Source organism: Planktothrix serta PCC 8927 (assembly GCF_900010725.2).
Taxonomy (GTDB): Bacteria; Cyanobacteriota; Cyanobacteriia; order Cyanobacteriales; family Microcoleaceae; genus Planktothrix; species Planktothrix serta.
In genome coordinates this window covers 1-21,802 of sequence record NZ_LR734869.1, presented here as the reverse complement: position 1 = coordinate 21,802, position 21,802 = coordinate 1, and the positions used below count along the sequence as shown (strand labels likewise).

Sequence of the window (21,802 nt, the reverse complement as noted above, 5' to 3'; positions counted from 1 at the left end):
AGCTGATTCTACCCAAGCTATTTCATGAAATTGCCTCTCGTTCGCCTTTCGTTTTTCAAGAGCAGTATCCTTTTTTACCTGTTGTATTCCTACCCAACAACAGCCCAAATTATCCCAGATGCTACTTTACCCATAAATTCCAGGGTGGTACAACAGGGTAATATTCATCTTATTGAGGGAGGAACTGTCGCGGGAACAAATTTATTTCATAGTTTTGAGTCGTTTTCTATTCCGACAAATGGGATCGGATTTTTCAATAATGCCACTGAGATTCAAAATATTTTTAGTCGGGTAACAGGTCATTCAATCTCGAATATTGATGGGTTAATTCAAGCTAACGGTATCGCTAACTTATTTTTAATTAATCCCAATGGCGTGATATTTGGGCCGAATGCTCAGTTAAATATTGGAGGTTCATTTTTCGGGAGTACCGCTAATAGTATTTGGTTTGCGGATGGCTTAGAATTTAGCGCTACAAATCCTCAAATTACCCCTTTACTGAGTATCAATGTTCCGCTTGGCTTACAATACGGCACAAACCCAGGAAGAATTATGGTGCAAGGGTCAGGTCATAATCTCAGTCAACAGCAGCAACCACCTGGAGACATTATCCGAGAAAATAGACCTGATGGGCTGCAAGTGAAAGATGGTCAAACTTTGGCACTGGTTGGCGGTGAGGTGATTTTACAGGGAGGAAATCTCACGGCTGAAGGGGGACGAATTGAAATAGGGAGTGTGGGTTCTAACAGTTATGTCACCTTAACTCACCCCGGTTGGGTGTTAGGTTATGAAATGGTACAAAATTTTCAGGACATTACTCTCCGACAAGCGGCTTCTGTGGATGTGAGTGGTGCTGCGAGTGGCAATATTCAGGCGCAGGGAAGAAGGTTGACACTCAGGGATGGGTCAACTTTTTTAGCACTGAAGACAGGCGATGATTCGGCTGGAAGCATTACTGTAAAAACATCTGAGCTAGTAGAAGCCATTGGAATTACGCCCATTGACAATCTCATTCCGAGTGGGTTATTAACGGTTGTTAGTTCGACAGGAACAGGAATTGGCGGAAATATTAAGATCGAAACGGGACAGTTAATTCTTCAAGAAGGAGCGCAAATTGGTGCGGGTACAAGAGGGGAGGGTCAAGGGGGAACGTTAACGGTTAAGGCGGGTGAGTTAATAGATATCAGTGGAACTCAACCGAATCCTAGATTTCCCACAGGTCTTTTTACCAATGTCCAGCCTGGAATTCGGGGAAATGGGGGTGATTNTCCCTTTTCCGCAGGGCTGTTTCATTCTCAAAATTTGCGATCGCTAAACCTTTGATCTGGGGCAAGTTTTAGACAACATTTAAACAGAAAATATGATTTCATATTAATAGTAAAAAGGCGATCTCATCATCTGAGGGGCGGTTTTNTTAGTGACGGGAATTCTGGAAACTTGTTAATCAAAGCGTCTGAGTCGGTAGAAGTGAGTGGTTTTGCACCGGAAAGTCTGTCGGTGAGTGGGATAGTGACCAATGTGATCTCACCCGATGCTACGGGAAATGGGGGGAATTTAACGATTGAAACGAGGCGCTTAATGGTTCAAGATGGAGCCATCGTGTCGGTCAATACCTTTGGTGGCGGGAATTCGGGAAGTTTGACGGTTAGAGCGTCGGAATCGGTGGAATTACGAGGAACCAGATTCAATACCCGGGTTTCGAGTGGTTTATTAGCGGGTGTGGTCAGAGAAGATGCAAAAGGAGGTGCTGGTAATATTACGGTTGAAACAGGTCGTTTAACGGTTCAAGATGGTGCCACGATAACAGTTAGTAGTGAGAATTTGCAACCTGCTGGAACACTGAAGATTACGGCTGATTCGATTAATTTAGAGAACTTGGGAAGTATTAGCGCCGATACTCAAGCGGGTGGGGGAAGTATTGAATTGCGATCGCCTATTCTCACCCTTAATAATAGCCGTATTACGACTAATGCAACCGGGGGTGACAGTGGCGGCGATATCAACCTTCAAGGACAATTATTATTTCTAGAAAATAACAGTACCCTCACCACCAATGCGTTAGGAAGTAATGCGACGGGTGGTAATATTAATTTAAACCTAAATAACGGCTTTTTAGTGGGTTTAGAAAATAGCGATATTACTGCGAATGCTGAACAAAGTAGAGGGGGTCAAATTGCGATTAACGCACAAGGTATTTTTGGCGCAACTCCTCGCACCAGAGCACAATTACAAACATCATTAAAAACTGAAGAAGCCGATGCTCTCGACCCTCGACAATTACCAACAAGTGACATCACGGCTATTTCCCAACAAGGAGGCCCTCAATTAGAAGGAATTGTAACCGTTAACACGCCAGATTTTGACCCCAGTTCGGGATTAGTTGAATTACCCGTTGATGTTCTTGATCCGACGCAATTAATTGCGAGAGGTTGTCCGGCGACTAGAGGCAATTCTTTTACTGTTACTGGACGTGGCGGTTTACCAACTTTACCGACAGAACCCCTCCATACTAATAATATTATATCCGTTGATTGGGTAACAGACAATCCCTTAGATCAACCCGAAAATCGACAAAATCTGACTTCACAACCCCTTGAGCATCATCCCCTTGTGGAAGCTACAGGTTGGATGATTAATGATAAGAATCAAGTCGTATTAGTGGCTTCTAAACCTACCGCTACAATGAATAATTTTTCCCCAATTCCTGAGTCTTGCTTAAAAAAATAACACCCTAGGTGAGCACGAAAACAATGAAAATTCGAGTTCAAAAAATTATACTTGCTTTCTTGACGGGATTTTTTATCGCCTGGGGTTTGATGTTATTTCCAGCTTTCCCTCAGTCTACTTCTAAACTATCTGATCCTCAAGTATTAGTTGAACATAGTCGAGAACGTTATCAAGCCGGAGATTTTTCTGAAGCCGTAACAATTTTAAAACAAGCAATTCATGATTTTAAAATTCAAGGAAATAAACAGGGACAAGCGATCGCTTTAAGCAATCTTTCCTTAGTATTCGAGAAACTCGGACAATTACAAACTGCTTATTCTTATATTACTGAAAGTCTCAATTTATTAACTCATCCAGAATTTCCTCACTCTCCCAAAATTCTAGCGCAAAGTTTAGAGATTCGAGGTCAATTAGAGTTAGAAATGGGTTCATCGGAACAAGCGTTAAGAAGTTGGAAACAAGCCGCTAATATTTACGAGGGTATTAATGATTCTATTGCTAAAATTCGTATCCAGATTAATATGGCTCAAGCACAGCAAACCTTGGGAATGTATCGTCAAGCCAAAGCCACATTAGAACAAGTTGAAGATAACTTACAAACCCAACCTGATTCTCTTATGAAAGCGATCGCTCTGCGGAGTCTTGGGAATGTTTTACAATTAGTCGGTGATTTAGAAACTGCTTTAATCGTTTTACAGAAAAGTCAAGAAATTGCTGAAAATTTACAATCCCCCACCGAAGTTAGTGCAACGTTACTGAGTTTAGGAAATACTCAAAAAGCATTGGGTAACAGAGCGCAAATCCCTGAATATACTACGACCATAGAAACAATTACACCTTTATCTTGTCCTCCATATTCCCTTAATAAGGATACTTTAAATCACTATAATCAGGCGATTCAATTTTACGAAAAATCTGCTCTAATCTCTCCTAATATTGTAACACAAACCCAAGCAAAAATCAATCAATTAAATAGTTTATTAAAATTGCAACAATGGGCAGATGTAAAAAACTTATATTTAGAAATTCAGTTAAATTTAACCAAGATATCTCCCGCTCAAGATTCTATTTATGCCCAAATTAATTTAGCTCATAATCTTGCTTGCTTCAAACAATTTACGGCTACAGATATACCCTCTTGGCTAGAAATTGCCCAAACTCTTACTGAAGCTATTCAACAAGCTAAGAATATCGGAAATCAACGATTAGAAACTTATGCAACGGGTTCATTAGCCGGAATATATCTTAAAAATAATGATATTGAGCAAGCCCAAAAATTAACCCAAAATGCACTCCTATTAGCTCAACAAATTAAAGCTGAAGATATTGCTTATTTGTGGTATTGGCAATTAGGCTATTTACTGAAAATTCAAGGGGATATCAAAGGCGCAATAATCTGTTATAATGAAGCTATAAATATTCTCAAATCCTTACGCAGTGATTTAGTTACATTAAATCCAGATATTCAATTTTCCTTTAGAGATAATGTTGAACCCGTTTATCGTCAATTCGTTGATTTACTCTTACAAACTGAAAATAATATCCCCGTGAGTCAAAACAATTTAAAACAAGCTCGTGATGTCATTGAAGCTCTTCAATTAAGCGAATTAGAGAACTTTTTCCGAGAAGCTTGTTTAGAAGCTAGACCCCAACAAATTGACGAAATTGTTGATAAAATCGATCCGACCGCAGCCGTCATTTATCCGATTATTTTACCTAACCGTTTAGAAATTATCCTGAAATTACCAACCGACAACGAATTTTATCATTTTACCACCTACAAACCTGAAACTGAAGTTGAGAGTCATCTCGAACAATTACAACAATATTTAAGAGAACCAGACCGAACAAATGATGTTAAAAAGCTCTCTCAAGAAGTGTATCGTTGGTTAATTAAACCCTTAGAAACTGAATTAGAGAAAAAGCAAATCAAGACATTAGTATTTATTTTAGAGGGTTCTCTGCGAAATCTTCCTATGTCTGTGCTGTATGATGAAAAAAAGCAACAGTATTTAATCCAAAAATATGCTATTGCTGTCGCTCCTGGTTTACAATTGGTTAAACCCCAACCGTTACCGAGGAGAGAATTATATGCTTTAATCGGTGGCGTCAGCGAAGAACGTCAAATTGCAGATAAAAAGTTTACTGCTTTAGGAAACGTTAAGCTAGAATTACAAGAAATTAAATCCGAAATTCATCGAAGTCAGCAACTTTTAAACCAAAGTTTCACAGAAATTGATCTAAAAAATAAAATAGAATCTAATCCTTTTTCCGTTGTTCATTTAGCTACTCATGGTCAGTTTTCCTCTAATCAAGATCAGACTTTTATTTTAACTTGGGAAACCCTTTTAAAAGCCAAAGAATTTGATCAGTTACTGCGCTTGCGAGATACTAATAATTCTACAGCCATCGAATTATTAGTATTAAGTGCTTGTCAAACGGCGGCGGGTGACAAACGAGCCACATTAGGTTTAGCAGGAATAGCTGTGCGTGCGGGTGCACGGAGTACCCTAGCAACATTATGGTCAGTTGATGATCAGTCTACAACTAAATTAATGAGCTTATTTTATCAACAGTTTGCTAATATTAACGTAACCAAAGCTGAAGCATTGCGACGCGCTCAACTCATGTTATTAGATGAGGATGAAATCCCTTATTTCTGGAGTCCCTACGTTTTAGTCGGAAATTGGCTATAATTATTCGTAGGGGCGGGGTCATCCCGCCCATAGCCATTATCTATCAACCTCTCCAAAAATGGGTTTTTGAATCAAATTTTCTAAACCTACATCTCGCAATAAATTAGCCCAATCTTGATTAAAATTAGCATCCTGTGGGTAAGTTAGACGAAGTTTAGCCAACTCTATTAAAGCTGAATACCAAATCCCATTTTTAGCATACAGCATAATCCGTTGACGGGGTGTAGTCGCTGTCTGTAACTGTCTTTCTAATTCGGGTTTTATCGCCACCCGTTGTACCCATCCCCGAATAAAAACAGGAGTTGATAATTTCTGTTCAGTACAATAAATTTTGACATACCATTGATACATTTTGTTAATTTCTAACGGGGTAGCTCCTGCTAGATTTAAACTAATAATACCGGGGTTTTGAGGCAAGACAAAATTAGTCCGGTAAACATCATTATTGTGTTCATCTTGTAAGGAAAATTCGGCCGAAGTAACTTCACTGGATTTATAAGGAACGTAAAACCATAAACTAGGATAAGGTTCCACAAAAGACCCCACATTCCGACTAGGAACTAAAGCGGTGAGTGGTACATCCACCGGAGGACAGTCACCCCGACTTCCGGTTCCTTCTCTATCTGCGGGTCTTCCTCGACCTGAACCATCGGAGTCCTGTTGTTGAAAGCGAATTTGGATGTTATCTGAACTCTCACTATTTGATGGGGTCGGTTTTGCGAATCCTCCTTGGGGATAGTTCAGCAAGCCCAACAATGTCAGAGTACCAATAAAGGCGAGTTTAATCAGATAGAATAATTTATTGTTCATTCTCCCTATCCCCTTTTATACCCTTTAGTAGGTTTAAGTGTGATTATATTATGTAATAATTTCAGTATAAATACTATTGTAATTGCCTTTAGATTGATACTTTTTGTGCCCTCATCTTTGAAATGTGCGTAAATACTCGGATGTTAAAATATAGGTAAAAAAACTGCATAATCTCCCGGTTTCCCAACCCATAAATAAAGTAGAACAGGTGTGCCTAAAATTGCAAGGGAGATTAAAAAAGATGACAATGTTATTTTAGGAGGCGAATTGACGCGATGAGTAACGACGAAAAAATGACCCTGAGTTTTGACGATTTAACAGCAATGTATCCTGAACAAATTTGGATAGAACTATTCCCAGAAGAACTAGAAAAAGCTTGGAAGCAAACCGAGTATTATTATACTCCTACTTCCCGTTGGAATGCCTATCTAAATTATATAACACTCTCTAATTTCATCAATTGGGTGAAAGCAGATCCTGATATCCAAGACTCTCTTAAAGTTTGGCTAACCGAAGAAAATTTACCCAGTATTTGGGAAATCATTAACGGGACAAAGTTAACATTAGGTGAAACTCAATTTCTTATAATTCCCACCGATAAAACCAACTTTTCCGAGTTTAGGATACCTCAAGAGTGGGTTGATATTCCTAACTGGATAGCTCACTATTATATAGCGGTTCAAATTAATTCTGATGACCATTGGATGCGGATGTGGGGGTATACAACTTATGAAAAAATTAGGAAGCAGGGAAAATATGACCCAATAGATCGAACTTACATTTTAGATCCAGAAGATTTAATAGAAGACCTGAATACAATGTGGGTCGCTAGAGAATTATTTCCTCCTCTTCCCTTAGAAGTTCAATCTTTACCTATTTTATCAACTATAGAAATAGAAGCAGGAATACAAAAATTAAGTAAACTCACCCAATCTTCTCCTAGACTTGCGCTAAACTTTGAAGAATGGGCGACACTAATTTCTAATCCAGAGACTCGTCAGCAATTGTATCAACAAAGGTTATTAAACTCGCAAAAAAAATCTAACTCAGTTGATCACATTGAGAGTCAGGAAATCAAAGCCAATAATTTAAGTCTATGGTTGCAAAATATCTTTGAAGCGGGTTGGCAATCTTTTGATAAACTATTAGAAATAGAACCACAAAAAACAGCTTATCAATTTAGAAATAATTCTACTTTTAACGAGTTCCCAATTAAAACCGCCAAGCTGATAGACTTAGGAATGGAACTCAAAGGAATTGCTGTTATCCTATTAGTAGCAATTACACTAGAAACTGAAAAAAAAGTAGCAATTCGAGTTCAATTACATCCGGCTAATGGTGAAACTTATTTACCCCCTTATCTGAAATTAAGTTTGCTCTCGGAGGCGGAAGCCATACTTCAAGAAGTTCAATCCAGAAGTCATGATAACTATATTCAACTGAAACGATTTAAGTCTCCTGTCGGAAAAAGTTTTTCGATTCAGCTTTCTTTAGGGAATATTAATATTAAAGAAAGTTTTGTATTTTATCCAACTTTGTCACCGGACAATAATGAATAAATTAGTAATATTAAATCTAGGAAAAGGAGACTTAAATAGAGGATTTCCCTCTGTGAATGCTCAATTATTTGAAGATAGCAATCCTATCGGTTTTCAATTAACCGGAAGTTTACCCGCTTCCCCAGAATTAATAGAACTTAATAAGCGTTGGCAATTACTTTATAAATTAATTTATGAGTCTTTCTATCCCAGTCCTTGTTGGCGTGGAAGTGGAAGTGAAATTGATGAAGAAATTGAAATCGAAGCAGATGATATTACCAATGTTTCCTTTATAGAATTTAGTCATTTATGTCATGAATTACAACTTGAACTCAATTCTTGGCTAAAATCTGAACCCTTTCGCAAAATCGACCAAAAATTACGCACAAGATTAGCACCCACAGAAGAAATTCGAGTAATTTTGCAAACCGAAGATGATTGTATTCGTCGTCTTCCTTGGCATTTATGGAATTTTCTTGAAGATTATCCCCATGCAGTTATCTGTTTAGGTGCAACAGATTATGAACCTGTGAAACGATTCGTTAAACGCGCTAATCAAAATATTAGAATTTTAGCTATTTTGGGAAATAGTCAAGGAATTGATACTCAAAAAGATCGGCTGATATTGGAACAATTACCGGGTGCTGAAACGGTTTTTTTAGTTGAGCCCTCACGTCGAGAGTTAGATCGATGGTTGTGGGAGCAAGAGGGTTGGGATATTCTATTTTTTGCCGGACATAGTTCAACTCAAGAAGATGGAGAAATCGGAAAATTTTATATTAATCAAAGCGAAAGTTTAACCATTGCTCAATTAAAAAATGCGTTAAGAGCCGCGATTAAACAAGGTCTTCATTTAGCGATTTTTAATTCCTGTGAAGGGTTAGGATTACTCTGTCAACTGGCTTCTTTGCACATTCCGCAAATGATTGTAATGCGAGAACCTGTTCCTGATTTAGTGGCTCAAGAATTTTTAAAACATTTTTTATTCGCCTTTTCTAGGGGAGAATCTTTTTATTTAGCAGCACGAGAAGCCGGAGAAAGATTACAGGGTTTAGAAAGTGAATTTCCCTGCGCTAGTTGGTTACCTGCGATTTGCCAAAATCCGGCTGAACAGTCACTGGTTTGGTTTCAAAAAGCTAACAATATTAGTCCTATTTCTCACTCAATTTTACCCACTCGACGCCATTGGTCTGCAATTTTTACAACAGCGATCACTGTAACTGTAGGAATAATTGGAATGCGATCGCTTGGGGTTTTTCAGTCTTGGGAATTACAAACCTTTGATTTATTAATGCGATCGCGACCCCAAGAACAACCCGATCCACGTCTTTTAATTGTTACTATAACAGAAGCCGATGTGCGATCGCAACCACCCCAAGAAAGAGGAGGTGCTTCTTTATCCGATCGGTCTTTAGATCAACTGATAACGAAACTAGAACAATTTAAACCCCGTGTCATTGGTTTAGATATTTATCGAGAAATTGCGGTCAAAAAAGAGTATCCCAAATTAGCAAATTGGATGAAAAATAGCGATCGCTTTATTGCGATTTGCAAAGCGGGTGAAAATAACTTGAATTTGGGTGTACCATCTCCCCCAGAAGTACCCATTCAAAATCTAGGTTTTAGTGATGTTGTCCCCGATCCCGATGGTATTTTACGCCGCCATTTACTGGCAATGGCTCCAGCTTCTCCGTGTAAAACCGATAAATCTTTCAATTTTCAGTTAGCGAGTCGTTATTTAGCAGATGATGGGATTAAACCTAAATTGACTTCGGATAAAAATTGGCGAATTGGTGATATTATCTTCAAAAATTTAGACTCTAATAGTGGCGGTTATCAAGGGATTGATAATTTAGGACATCAAATCTTAATTAACTGGCGTTCTTCTGATTCTGTTGCGCGAAAAGTGACCCTAACTGATGTTTTAAACAATAAATTAACTCAGGATTTAGTTAAAGATCGAATTGTTTTGATCGGGACAACAGCCGAAAGCTTTCACGACTATCGAGATACGCCTTACAGTGCCCGATACTGGCCCCATCAGCAGATGTCGGGGGTGGTGGTTCAAGCCCATCTCGTGAGTCAAATTCTTAGTGCTGTTCTCGATGATAGACCGTTGCTGTGGGTTTGGCCGAAAAGTTTGGAGTTTTTGTGGATCGGTTTTTGGTCGCTCACCGGGGGTATTCTGGCTTGGTGTAACAGGTCGCTGGGACGTTGGGGTATTGCGATCGTGACTGGGGTTAGCCTCTTATCTGGATTATGTCTGGGTTTATTAATCTTGGGGGGTTGGGTTCCCCTGGTTCCGTCCGCTTTGGCTTTGGTGATGACAAGTGGCTGTTTGCTGGCTTACAGGCTTCATTCCCAAAATTTTTAGACAATTTTGGGTTGAACTGCATAACTCAACCTGAGCCTTACCCATTAGATCAATAGACCGGAGCGAACATCATTTGGAAACTAAAGACTTATGACTCGCAGCATCTACGCGCTATTAGTTGGAATCGATAAATATCAAGGCTCAGTTCCCACCTTAAAAGGTTGTGTGAATGACATTACAGCGATCGCACAATATCTCAAGGAACGAGTTGCAAAAGACCAATATCAACTCCATTTAAAAACTCTTCTGGATGAAGAAGCCACTCGTCAAGCCATTATCGATGGATTCTGCAAACATCTCTGTAATGCTCAAAGCAATGATACGGTTCTTTTCTATTACAGTGGCCATGGTTCTCAAGAACAAGCACCGGAAGAATTTGGGCATTTAGAACCTGACGGACTTAATGAAACCTTAGTTTGTTATGACAGTCGCTTAGAAGAAGGTTGGGATTTAGCAGATAAAGAATTAGCCAAATTAATTCATGAAGTGTCAGCTAAAAATCCCCACATTACTATTATTTTGGATTGCTGTCATTCCGGTTCTGGAACTAAAAACCCCTTCCAAGAAACAGGCGTTCGTCTAGCAAATACAGACCAACGTAAGCGCCCAGTTAACAGCTTTATTTTTCAACTTGACGAGTTAGAAAAATTCTCTCATTCCAATAATGATGGAGTGAATTCTATTGGCTTAAAGCTTCCTAAAGGTCGTCATATACTTTTAGGGAGTTGCCAAGATAGCCAATTAGCGAAAGAATTCAACGGAGGCGGTCAGCAACGGGGGGCTTTTTCCTACTTTTTAATGGATACCTTGCAGCAAGCCAATGGTAAGTTAACTTATCGGGATTTATTCAACCGAGCCAAAGCAATAATTGGTGGTCGAGTTTTAGATCAATCTCCCCAACTGGAAACCAGTCATCCAGACGATGAAAACCAATTTTTTCTGGATGGTGCGATCGCAGAACGAACTCCCTATTTCACCGTTAGCTATCATAAAACATATAATTGGGTAATTGATGGCGGCGCTGTTCACGGTGTTCAAAATCCCGCTAACGGTGAAACCACTTTACTCGCACTTTTTCCCTTTGATGCCAATATTGAGGACTTACGCGAACCTTCAAAATCCGTCGGTGAAGCAAAAGTCACTCAGGTTTTACCCCAGTTAAGTCAAGTTAATATTAATGGAATTGACAACCTCGATACTGACAAAACTAAAACCTTTAAAGCCGTTATTACTAGCTTACCTTTGCCACCTCTAGGGGTTCATTTTGAAGGGGAAGAAACGGGAGTAAACTTAGCGCGTCAAGCAATACAATCAGCCGGACTCAATAACCAACCATCACCCTATATCCGAGAAGAAAATGAACTCACCAAAGCTCAATTTCGCTTACTGTGTCGAAATAACCAATATTTGATTGCTCGTCCCGCCGATGATCGTCCTTTAGTGGCTCAAATTGATCGTTATACACCAGAAAATGCCGAAAAAGCGATTCAACGATTAGAACATATTGCCCGATGGAATGCGATCGCAGAACTCCCCAGTTCCGGTAATGGTTTAATTCAAGTTGGAGATGTAGAAATGAAACTGATTTTTCATGATCCAAACATCTCTCAATCAGGGCAGATGCGTTTAGAATATCAACAGGAAGATAATCAGTGGAAAGCCCCTAGTTTTCGATTAAAACTCACCAATAAAAGCCAGAAAAAACTCTACTGTGCTTTAGTTAATCTAACAGATTCCTTTGCCATTTGCGTTCCATTTTTTAATACAGGGAGTGTACTGCTCAAACCGGGAGAAGAAGCTTGGGCTTTAGATGGACAAGAATTAGAACTCGAAGTTCCTGATGAGTTATGGGAACAGGGAATAACCGAGTTTAAAGACATTATCAAATTGATTGTTTGTACGGCTGAATTTGATGCTCGGTTACTAACTCAAGAAAAACTAGATTTTCCTCGACCTATTGAACGAGATATCGCCTCTCCCCATCAAAACTCCCTCAATCGTTTGATGAATCGTGTACAAAGTCGGGATATCAAACCCAAAAGTCAAGGAAAATATGATGATTGGTTTACCGATGCAATTACAATTACAACGGTTCGACCTTTAGAGGCAATTTCTATTTCATCAACAACAGAAAAAGAACTAGCCACAGGAGTCAAATTACAATCTCATCCTAGTTTAAAAGCCAATGCACGTTTAACCACAATTCCGCAAGTGAGTCGGGATTTAGGAAATGTCATTTTACCTACGATTTTGCGAAAAAATCCTGAAGTTACTCAAACCTTTCAATTTACAACCAGTCGAGGTAGTGATCCCGGTTTAAGTGTATTGGAATTAAGTGAAGTTGAAGACTACACGGTAGTTACGCCTGATGCGCCTTTACAGTTATTAGTTGACACCACATTAGGAGAAAATGAACATCTGTTACCTGTTGGTTATGATGGTGAATTTTTCCTACCATTAGGTCAAGCTAAAAAAACGAAAGATGGCAAAACGAAAATTCAGCTACAACGATTACCAAAACCTTTCAATCGAGACAGAAGCATACAAGGCTCAATTAAGATCCTCTTTCAAAAAATTGTCAGTGAAAAGCTGGGTTTAGAGTGTGAATATCCGCTTCTCCGAGTCGCTGATATCGCCTCCGATGAAACGACAACATACATAATCGATAAAGCTCAAATTAAAGCTAAGGTAGCCAAAAGTCAGCGAATTTTGCTTTATATTCATGGCATCGTAGGTGATACTGATAATATGGTCAAGAGCGTTCAACGAGCGAAAGTTAAATTGAATGGAAAAGAACGCCTTCTCAAAGAGGATTACGATTTAGTTCTAACGTTTGACTACGAGAATCTGCATACTTCAATTGAAGACAATGCTCGTCTGTTGAAAAAACGCCTCGAAGAAATTGGATTGAAAGCAAATCATGGCAAAGCGTTGCATATTGTTGCTCATTCTATGGGGGGTTTAGTTTCTCGTTGGTTCATTGAACGAGAAGGCGGAAATAAAGTCGTTCAACATTTAATAATGTTAGGAACACCTAATGCAGGTTCTCCTTGGTCAACAGTTCAAGAATGGGCAACGTTTGCATTAGCGATTGGACTCAATAGCCTTTCTGGTGTGGCTTGGCCAGCGAAAGTATTGGGGTGTTTAGTGAGTTCCTTAGAAACAATTGATGTATCCCTAGACCAAATGAAACCGGGTTCTGAGTTTCTAAAATCTTTGGCTGCAAATTCTCATGATCCTGGTATTCCCTATTCAGTGATTGCGGGTAATACTTCAATTAAAACGATGCCAAAAGAAGGGGAAGAAGCGAGTCAATTAAAGCGGTTAATGCAAAAATTATGCAATCGAATTGTTGAATTTCCGTTCTTGGGTCAGATGAATGATATTGCGGTGACTGTACAGAGCATTAAGAGTATTCCAGGGGGAAGAAAAATTGCTCCTGTGATACAAGAAATAGCTTGTGATCATTTGACTTATTTCGATCATCCAGAAGGTTTGAAAGCGTTGGGTGAAGCTCTTACTCGACACAAGTAGAAATTCACAAGGCACAGTAAATTGATGGATTGCTGTTGCCTTCCTTACCTGATCATTTATTCTAATAGGAGTACATCAATGTCTAAGTCTAAATATGAATTCCACCGTAATCTAGCTATTATTATCGGAATTAATGATTACAGCAATGAAATTCGTCCACTAGAGACAGCAGTTCCCGATGCAGAAGAATTTGCTCGTATCATGAAAGAGCAATATCAGTATGAAGTTCATTTATTGCTTAATCAAGATGCAACATTGGATAAGCTAAAAAACTTAATTGAATGCTTTAATAAACAACAAATACCTTTTGGAAAAGATCCCGATATTAATGATACAGATCGCATCCTTATTTATTTTGCAGGACATGGAATTGCGTTTGATGCCAAAGACAACCAAGAGGGGCCAGTGGGTTACTTAATTCCTCAAGATGCTACTGACAATCCTAATACCTACTTACCAATGCAGGAGTTCCATGATGCGCTACTAAAACTTCCCTGTCGCCATCTGTTGGTCATTCTTGACTGCTGTTTTTCAGGTGCATTTTATTGGTCAAGTATTAATCGAGACGTTGTTCCGAAAGTTAAACTTTATAAACAAGTCTACGACCACTATATTAAATATCGGGCTTGGCAAGTTATTACCTCAACTTCTGATAAGCAAACAGCCGTAGACTCTTCTCCTAGAGGTCAAGTTTCAGTGAATTCAAAAGTGCATTCTCCATTCGCAAAACATCTTTTTGATGCTTTAAATAAGAGTGCTGACTTAGATAATGATGGAATTATTACAGCCAATGATCTGTTTAACTTTTTGCGAAAAGCAGTTGCAGTAGAAACAGAAGAATATAAGGCACAGACTCCTGGTATATGTCCGCTTAAACTACATGACAATGGAGAATATCTTTTCTTGTTGCAGAGTGAACCTAATTTAGAAGACGCTCCTCCATTGGATTTAGAAAAGAGTCCTTATCGAGGATTAGAGTCTTATGAAGAAGAACACGAAGACTTATATTTTGGTAGAAAAGAACAAATTGAACAACTGTATAAAACAGTAATTAACTCCAATAACCGCTCATTGACAGTGGTGCTGGGAGCTTCAGGAACAGGAAAATCCAGCTTAGTAAAAGCAGGGTTAATTCCCTTACTCAGAAAACAGAAGTTAGAGGCGAATTATAGCCTGCAAAAATGGGAGATTTTGAAGCCGATCCGACTTGGTGAATCTCCACTAACGGCATTAAAAAATAGTCTTTCACAAGAACTGAGTTTTACAAGTTCTAACCCAAATCCCGATCCAACCCAGACAGATGATCTGAAATGGTTTAGTAAATTTTTTAATTGGTTAGGCATTGGTAATCAGCCTAATCGAGCCAAACAAAACCAACAGCTTGAGCAAGAAGTTGAGTTACTTTCTCAAAATCTAAAAAACTGGTTTAATAATAATCCTGATCGGACACTTGTAATGACTATCGATCAGTTTGAAGAATTAATCACTCTGCAACCCCGCCAAGATCAAAAAGAAGAAAAGAAAAAGCCAAAAGAGAACAAGAAAAAAGAAGAAAAGCAAAAGCAGAAAACGCAGCAAGAACTGGTTCTAAAATGGCTACCAGAAGTGATGTCTAAGTATGGAGATCGGCTTCAAATTATCTTGACTCTCCGTTCTGATTTTGAATCTCAATTTCAAGACGGTACTCTTAATAAATATTGGACAGAGGAAGCCCGATTTCATATTAAAGAAATGACAACGGCTGAATTGCGAGAGGCGATTACGGAACCTGCATCAAAAAAATCGATCTTTTTTGTGCCGAACACGTTGGTAGATAAATTGGTCGATGAGGTTGCAGGAATGCCAGGAACTTTACCCTTACTTTCGTTTACCTTGAATGAACTTTACCGCATCTTTGTTGAAGATGTTAACAATGGAGACAAAGATGATCGAGCGATTACTGAGGAGTATTATCAACAATTAGGAGGAGTTGCGCGATCTCTCACTCAAAAAGCCGAGCAGGAATATGAGTATTTAGTTAACCAAGATAAAGCTTACGAGCAAACAATCCGCCGTGTAATGTTGCGAATGGTTGCAATTGGGGGTGGTGAATTAGCTCGCCGACGGGTGCTAAAGTCTGAACTCAAATATCCAGAGCCAGAAAATACACGGGTGTGGGAAGTTGTTAAGACATTTGTAAAAGCACGTTTGCTTGTAGAAGGAAAAAATACGCAGAATGAACCCTATGTTGAGCCTGCCCATGATGCTTTAGTACGGGGATGGGAAAGACTGTTGAAGTGGAAACAAGAGGAAGAAGAAAACTTAATTTTACAACGGCAATTAACACCTGCGGCTGTTGAATGGAAAACTGAACAATCGGAATCAAAAGGCTATCTTTGGCATAACAATCCGCGTCTTGATTTGTTGAAAAAAGAACTTAAATCTAAGGAAAACTGGTTTAACGAGTTAGAAACTGAGTTTGTCCAATGCAGTATTGGACACAAAAACTTTATGACTAATGTAGCTCGGTTACTAACAGGCACAGTTATAGTTGGGTTAAGTGGCTTAACTTTATGGGCTTTGATTGAACAAAGAAAAACAGTCATCGGTCAAATGAGAACTTTGACACAATCTTCGGAAAGCGATTTACGCTCTAACTCTTTGACATTAGATGCGTTGGTCAATAGTTTAAAGGCAGCTAAATTGACTAAACACTGGCTCTTGTTTTTTTCTCCAGATGAAGTTTCAAAGAATGAAGTTACAAGAACTTTGAGAAAAGCATTTTATACAGTAAAAGAAGACAATCGATGGTCAATACCTTTAGATTGGAAAATACACGATATATCTGTTAGCACAGACGGAAAAACGTTGGTAGCAATAACAAAAGATAAAGATACAGGTACAATTTTGTGCATTTGGAGTATAAACGATGAATTCTGTGATGAAAATCATCAGATTTTTGTAAAAAGTGCAGACTCTAGCCCAGAGGGTATCAAGTTTAGCCTAGATGGTCAGAGATTGGTAATTACAAGTCAAGAAAGTGAAGGCAAGATCACTGTACATTTGTGGGACTGGATCAACAATAAAACTAAGGAATTACCACCAGGCAGTATTCAAGGGAATTTTACGAAGTTTAGTTTTCATCCAAAGAAACAAGAATTAGCTATAGTTGATGCACAAATTCCTTACTTATGGAATTTGGACAGTAATCAGGTTTTCCCCTTACCAATATTACCAAGTAATCTTAATAAAGTTGTAGGTATTCAATTTGACTCTAATGGCAACTTACTGTTAGCTACTACTACTGATCCTGAAAAAAAAGATGATACTACTACCCCTACTGTGGATTTGTGGTCGTATGATCGTACAGCCTACAAAAAATTAGGTACATTAGCGGTTCCTAATGCTGTTGACACAGCCCTAATTAGCCCGGATAGTCAACGAGTTGTTATTATCTATGGCTCTGCAACACGCTTCGGAGCTGGTAGCTTGCTCTGGACTCTCGGACAAAATCAACAACGAAATGAGTGGGAAAGTTTGGGTCAAGATTTGACTGTTAATTTTAGTCAAGATGGTCAACAACTGGTTACATCAGGTTCTAGCGGTACTATCAAATTACGAGACTGGTCTGGCAGCAATAAAGTAGATTTAAACGGTCATCAAGGTTTGCTCAGGAAAATAACTTTTAGTCAGGATGGGAGGTTATTATTGACCGCAGGTTCTGACGGTACTATCCGCTTATGGAATATGGAGGAGCGACCGTTAACCTTAATTAAAGATAGTCAAAATTTAAGTTCTGATGGCGACCAAGCGTTAGCAGTTGAAGTTGAAAATAATAAGTGCAAACTAGATAAAGTTTCTCAAAGTAAAGACAGCAAAATCTTTGGTTTTTATATAGATGAATCTGATCCAAACCCTGACACTGTTGATGTATGGAATTGCTCATTAAATAAACTGCTTGATTCTGTATCCGTTGGAAAAATATATCTAAAAGAATGGCAAGCACTCGCTCTTGGCTCTGATGCTAACTTGATCGCCATTGCTACATCACCAATTGAAGAATCAGATGTTAATTTAGTAGGTTTGTGGGATTTCCAAGATACAAAGTTGGCTGAATATAAATCTAAATTAGATAAAATTTCAAGCTTATCAATCAGTCCTGATGGCAGCATAATAACTATTTTCGGCGAAAATAAAGATAAGAAAGAGATTGTGCAAGTTGGAGGACTTGATGAACTGTTTGCTAAAGGTTGCGATCGCATCCGTGACTATCTACAGAATAACCCCAACGTTCCAGAAAGCGATCGCCAACTCTGTGACCGAGTACCTTTAGATCCAAGTATTAACGCAACCGCTACACAAACATTTCTTGACAGCAATCAGCAGTCTGAAATAGAAGTATCTATCAGTGATAAAATTAGCGCGGGCGACAAAATTTTAGTACCAGTACAAACTCCTAACCATCCTGACAAACAAGCTGGAATAGATGCGATCGCTGCTGGTGATTTTAAACAAGCTGTCACTTCCTTAAAAGCTTACCTAAACCCAAAGAAAAACCCTAATGACCCAGAAGCCCAAATTTACCTAAACAATGCTCAAATAGGCAATCAAAAATCCTATACAATTGCGGTATCAGTTCCTATTAGCAGCAATATCAACGGTTCTTTAGAAATCTTGCGCGGAGTTGCTCAAGCTCAAGACGATTTTAATAATTGGGCCAAGACACAACAGGGTATTCTACCGATACGAGTATTAATTGCTGACGATCACAACGATCCGAAAGTCGCCCAAGAAATTGCTAAAGAATTTGCTAATAATCCTGATGTTCTTGGGGTTGTCGGACACTATGCCAGTGATGTTACCCTGGCAGCAGGTGAGATTTATCAATCTCAGAAACTGGTTGCCATTTCTCCAATTAGCACCTCAGTCAACTTATCAAAAGTGCTTGGTGAATATGTTTTTCGTACCGTTCCTAGTGACAAAATAGCTGCCATAGAATTAGCTAACTATATAGCCGAGCAGCTAGAAAAGAAAAAAGCCGTAGTCTTCTATAACCATGAAAACGACTATAGTCGCTCTATGAAATCTGAGTTTGAATCGGCTCTTGCTTCACAAGGAGGACAAGTTTTGAAACCCATTAACTTGTCAGATCCCAATTTTAATGCTGATCAAGTTGTTGAAGATTTTATTCAGAAAGGTGCTGAAGTATTGGTATTAATGCCGAATACGGAAAAACTAAACGAGGCTATCAAAGTTATAGAAGCAAACAATCAACGGCTTCCCCTTTTGGCAGGAGATGGTATGTATAACCCTAACATCTTAGAAAAAGTTGGACAACAAGCAGTTAATATGGTTGTTGCCATTCCTTGGCATATTAAAGCACACCCTGAGTCCAACTTTTCAAGAAAATCTAAAGCTCTTTGGGGAGATCGAGATGTTAACTGGCGAACTGCCATGTCCTATGATGCGGCTAAAGCTTTGATGGCTGCAATTAAGGAAAAAAATACCCGCCAAGAAATTGCTCAATTTATCGGTTCAGAGGAATTTAAGGCTCAAGGTTCAATTGAATCAGTTCAGTTTTTATCGGGCGATCGCAAAGAAAATATTATTCAGCTTGTCAAGATTGTTAAGCCTGAGCAAAAATCTAGTTCCGGCTATGACTATGAGTTTAAACCTGTTGAAAATAACTCCAAATCAAAATCAGAAACTCAAGCAAAGCCATCTAAGTAGACGCAGTTAGAAATTTAAAAAGCGATCGCAAAAACTATTCCTCTTTTATCCCAATCAAACCATCAGGAATTTTATGTTAACCATTCCATTCTTTAGCCCTTGGCATTGGCGAAGATCGCCTTCCTAAAAAGCGATCTCGAACCCACAAAATATACCCCAAACAGGAGAGAAAAATGGTATTAGAAATTAATCGCAATTTACGCTCAGAAAGTTTGCACCATAACCATACCGCCTGCACTGCACCTATTGGTTTCACCGCAGAAGAAATCGAACAATTCAGTTGGGGATCACGAGGTCTTTTTGAACCAATGTCTGCCAGTGGAGTTGGGTATGACTGTTACGGTTCAGCCGAGCATTGCTATGGTCGTCCAGAAGTGATTCAGGCTCTCAAATATGTCTGTAATCAGTGGGCAAAACGATATCCCAGACCTCGGATTGGTATCGGAGATATCAGTACAGCACAAGGGCCAACACCTGGTCATAGCTCTCATCAACACGGACTTGATGTTGATATTTCTTTGGTTGCTAATACTGATGAAGAAATTGGGCTGACTTGGTATCATGAAAAATACTCTCGCCAACGCACCCAAGAATTAGTTGATTTATTCCACAATAATCCGATTTTAGGTATTCGGACAATTCTCTTCAATGATCCAGATCTTACAGGAGTCGAACCTTGGGCGGGACATGATGATCACCTTCATGTGAGTTTCGTTACCCCTGGAATTGATTCAGCGCCCTATAGTAGTGACCAAGACGGAGATTTGCGATTAGTTATTCCGCCAATGCAGGGAGAACGAGTTCGTCAACTTCAAGAAAGTTTAGCGAACGTTGGAATTGCAATAACAGCAGATGGTATCTTTGGAAAAGAAACCGATGCCGCTGTTCGTAAATTTCAAGCCCAACAGAGTTTACAGGTGGATGGAATTGCCGGATTTGTTACCCAAACTAAACTCAAACAGTTAATCTCTGGACAATCTCGTGGGGTTTCCGGCGAACCATCGGGTCTGACACTCCAAGATGTCATTGACCAAAACCAATCGATTCCTTTTGATAATATTACCTCTGGGGTGTTGGTTGAAGATCAACTCTTATGTGCAGAAATTCAAACGATTTTACGGGCAAATCATCTATTAGAAATTGTTGATGGAATTTACGGGTCAAAAACCATAGCAGCCTTAATAAATTTTAAAGCTAGTCGTCAACTCGATGGCGGAAATGTGTTAGGGCAAACCACCGCTAAAGCGTTACTGGATGCCAAACCCGGTGCTGGATTATTACCCAAGTGGCAGGGGGGTGATAAACAAGCGACTGCTGAGGCAATTCTTAAAGAAGCGAACCGCCAAGGGATTACGTCTCAAGCTCAAATTGCTTATATTATTGCAACTGTTCAACATGAAACCAATGATAGTTTCCAACCCGTAAAAGAATCCTATTATTTGGGTGAAATTGAAGGGGAAAATGACCGCAAAACTTTACCTTATTATCCCTACTATGGACGGGGTTATGTACAACTCACTTGGGATTACAATTATCGGAAATATTCAGATGTGTTAGGGCTAGATTTAGTAAATGATCCTGATCTGGTTATGCGTCCTGATATCGCACTTTTTATCCTAATTCATGGAATGAAATGGGGTGTATTTACGGGGATAAAACTCGATGACTGTATTTCCAGCAATCATGTTGATTTCTTGAAAGCCCGTAAAATTATCAATGGCAATGATAAGGCAGAACAGGTTCAAAGTTATGCCATAAGCTGGCAAAATCAATTAGGTTAAGATTTTGGGCGATCGCTCAACTCACCTAAATATAAAGTATAGCCCTACGCAAAGCGATTACCTACCCCTGATTGCTGGGCTGACAATGTATTACATTTTGTCGTGCGAAATTTGGGATTAAAGCTGATTAGAGAGTTTGCTCTCACGGGGTGACAACCCCGTGAGGACTTTGGCTTATGCTACAGGAAAAACTATTTATCAAATTAAACATGGGCTGTTATCTAATTACTTAATTAGTCAGCGCTGCTATTGAAGCCTTAGAGCAACGCGGAAATGAACAAATTTCTTTGAATTTAGCCGATTTATTCTCTCATGTATTTAGGAAAATACTTCACTTTTCTGCTAGTTTGAGGGCTAAAGCTTTTCCAATCCCCGCAGATGCGCCCGTAATTATAAAAGTTTTATCAATAAAATCCATCATAATTTTAATTGAGCAGGAAACGAGCTTCACTCATTGATAATTTATTGAAATTTATATCAATATGCTGGATGGAGCAGAGGTACGGCGGATTGTTGAGCAAGAAACACCGGGACTGATTGTGCTAAACATCACAGCTGAGTTATAGCGCTACGCATTACAGTTAGGACATTTCTAAATCTTGAAACCCTTTCACTTCTTACTGTTCCCTGTTC

General features: G+C 39.0%; 9 protein-coding genes. 8 read left to right on the top strand and 1 reads right to left on the bottom strand.

Features of this window, described 5'->3' with window-relative positions:
• Positions 1–24 precede the first annotated feature (24 nt).
• The 3 genes from PL8927_RS10945 to PL8927_RS10935 all read left to right on the top strand — a co-directional run bounded on the left by PL8927_RS10945 (position 25) and on the right by PL8927_RS10935 (position 5,423).
• A complete protein-coding gene (locus PL8927_RS10945) occupies positions 25–1,323 on the top strand; it encodes a filamentous hemagglutinin N-terminal domain-containing protein (protein ID WP_083621140.1) in 1,299 nt (432 codons plus the stop codon).
• A 114-nt stretch (positions 1,324–1,437) separates the two neighbouring features.
• A complete protein-coding gene (locus PL8927_RS10940) occupies positions 1,438–2,727 on the top strand; it encodes an S-layer family protein (protein WP_083621138.1) in 1,290 nt (429 codons plus the stop codon).
• 23 nt (positions 2,728–2,750) lie between these two features.
• Positions 2,751–5,423, top strand: coding sequence for a CHAT domain-containing protein (locus tag PL8927_RS10935; RefSeq protein WP_083621136.1), 2,673 nt, complete (start codon positions 2,751–2,753; stop codon positions 5,421–5,423).
• A 36-nt stretch (positions 5,424–5,459) separates the two neighbouring features.
• Here the strand turns inward: PL8927_RS10935 and PL8927_RS10930 are convergent, their stop codons facing one another.
• Entirely contained in the window at positions 5,460–6,233 is a 774-nt protein-coding gene (locus PL8927_RS10930) for a DUF928 domain-containing protein (protein ID WP_083621134.1), read from the bottom strand.
• A 275-nt stretch (positions 6,234–6,508) separates the two neighbouring features.
• Between PL8927_RS10930 and PL8927_RS10925 the strand changes: the two genes are divergently transcribed.
• The 5 genes from PL8927_RS10925 (at position 6,509) to PL8927_RS10905 (ending at position 21,169) form a co-directional block, all read left to right on the top strand.
• On the top strand, positions 6,509–7,792 hold the full coding sequence (locus PL8927_RS10925; protein WP_197047389.1) for a DUF1822 family protein: 1,284 nt from the start codon (positions 6,509–6,511) through the stop codon (positions 7,790–7,792).
• Positions 7,785–10,145: a CHASE2 domain-containing protein gene (locus PL8927_RS10920; RefSeq protein WP_083621129.1), complete on the top strand. Its 2,361-nt coding sequence runs from the start codon at positions 7,785–7,787 to the stop codon at positions 10,143–10,145. The genes PL8927_RS10925 and PL8927_RS10920 overlap by 8 nt, the downstream gene beginning before the upstream one ends.
• A gap of 90 nt (positions 10,146–10,235) precedes the next feature.
• Positions 10,236–13,679 carry a caspase family protein gene (locus PL8927_RS10915; RefSeq protein ID WP_083621127.1) on the top strand — a complete coding sequence of 1,148 codons (3,444 nt, stop codon included), beginning with the start codon at positions 10,236–10,238 and terminating at the stop codon, positions 13,677–13,679.
• A gap of 78 nt (positions 13,680–13,757) precedes the next feature.
• A complete protein-coding gene (locus tag PL8927_RS10910) occupies positions 13,758–19,388 on the top strand; it encodes an nSTAND1 domain-containing NTPase (protein ID WP_197047388.1) in 5,631 nt (1,876 codons plus the stop codon).
• A 173-nt stretch (positions 19,389–19,561) separates the two neighbouring features.
• Positions 19,562–21,169, top strand: coding sequence for a penicillin-insensitive murein endopeptidase (locus tag PL8927_RS10905; protein WP_083621122.1), 1,608 nt, complete (start codon positions 19,562–19,564; stop codon positions 21,167–21,169).
• The last annotated feature ends 633 nt before the right edge of the window (positions 21,170–21,802 follow it).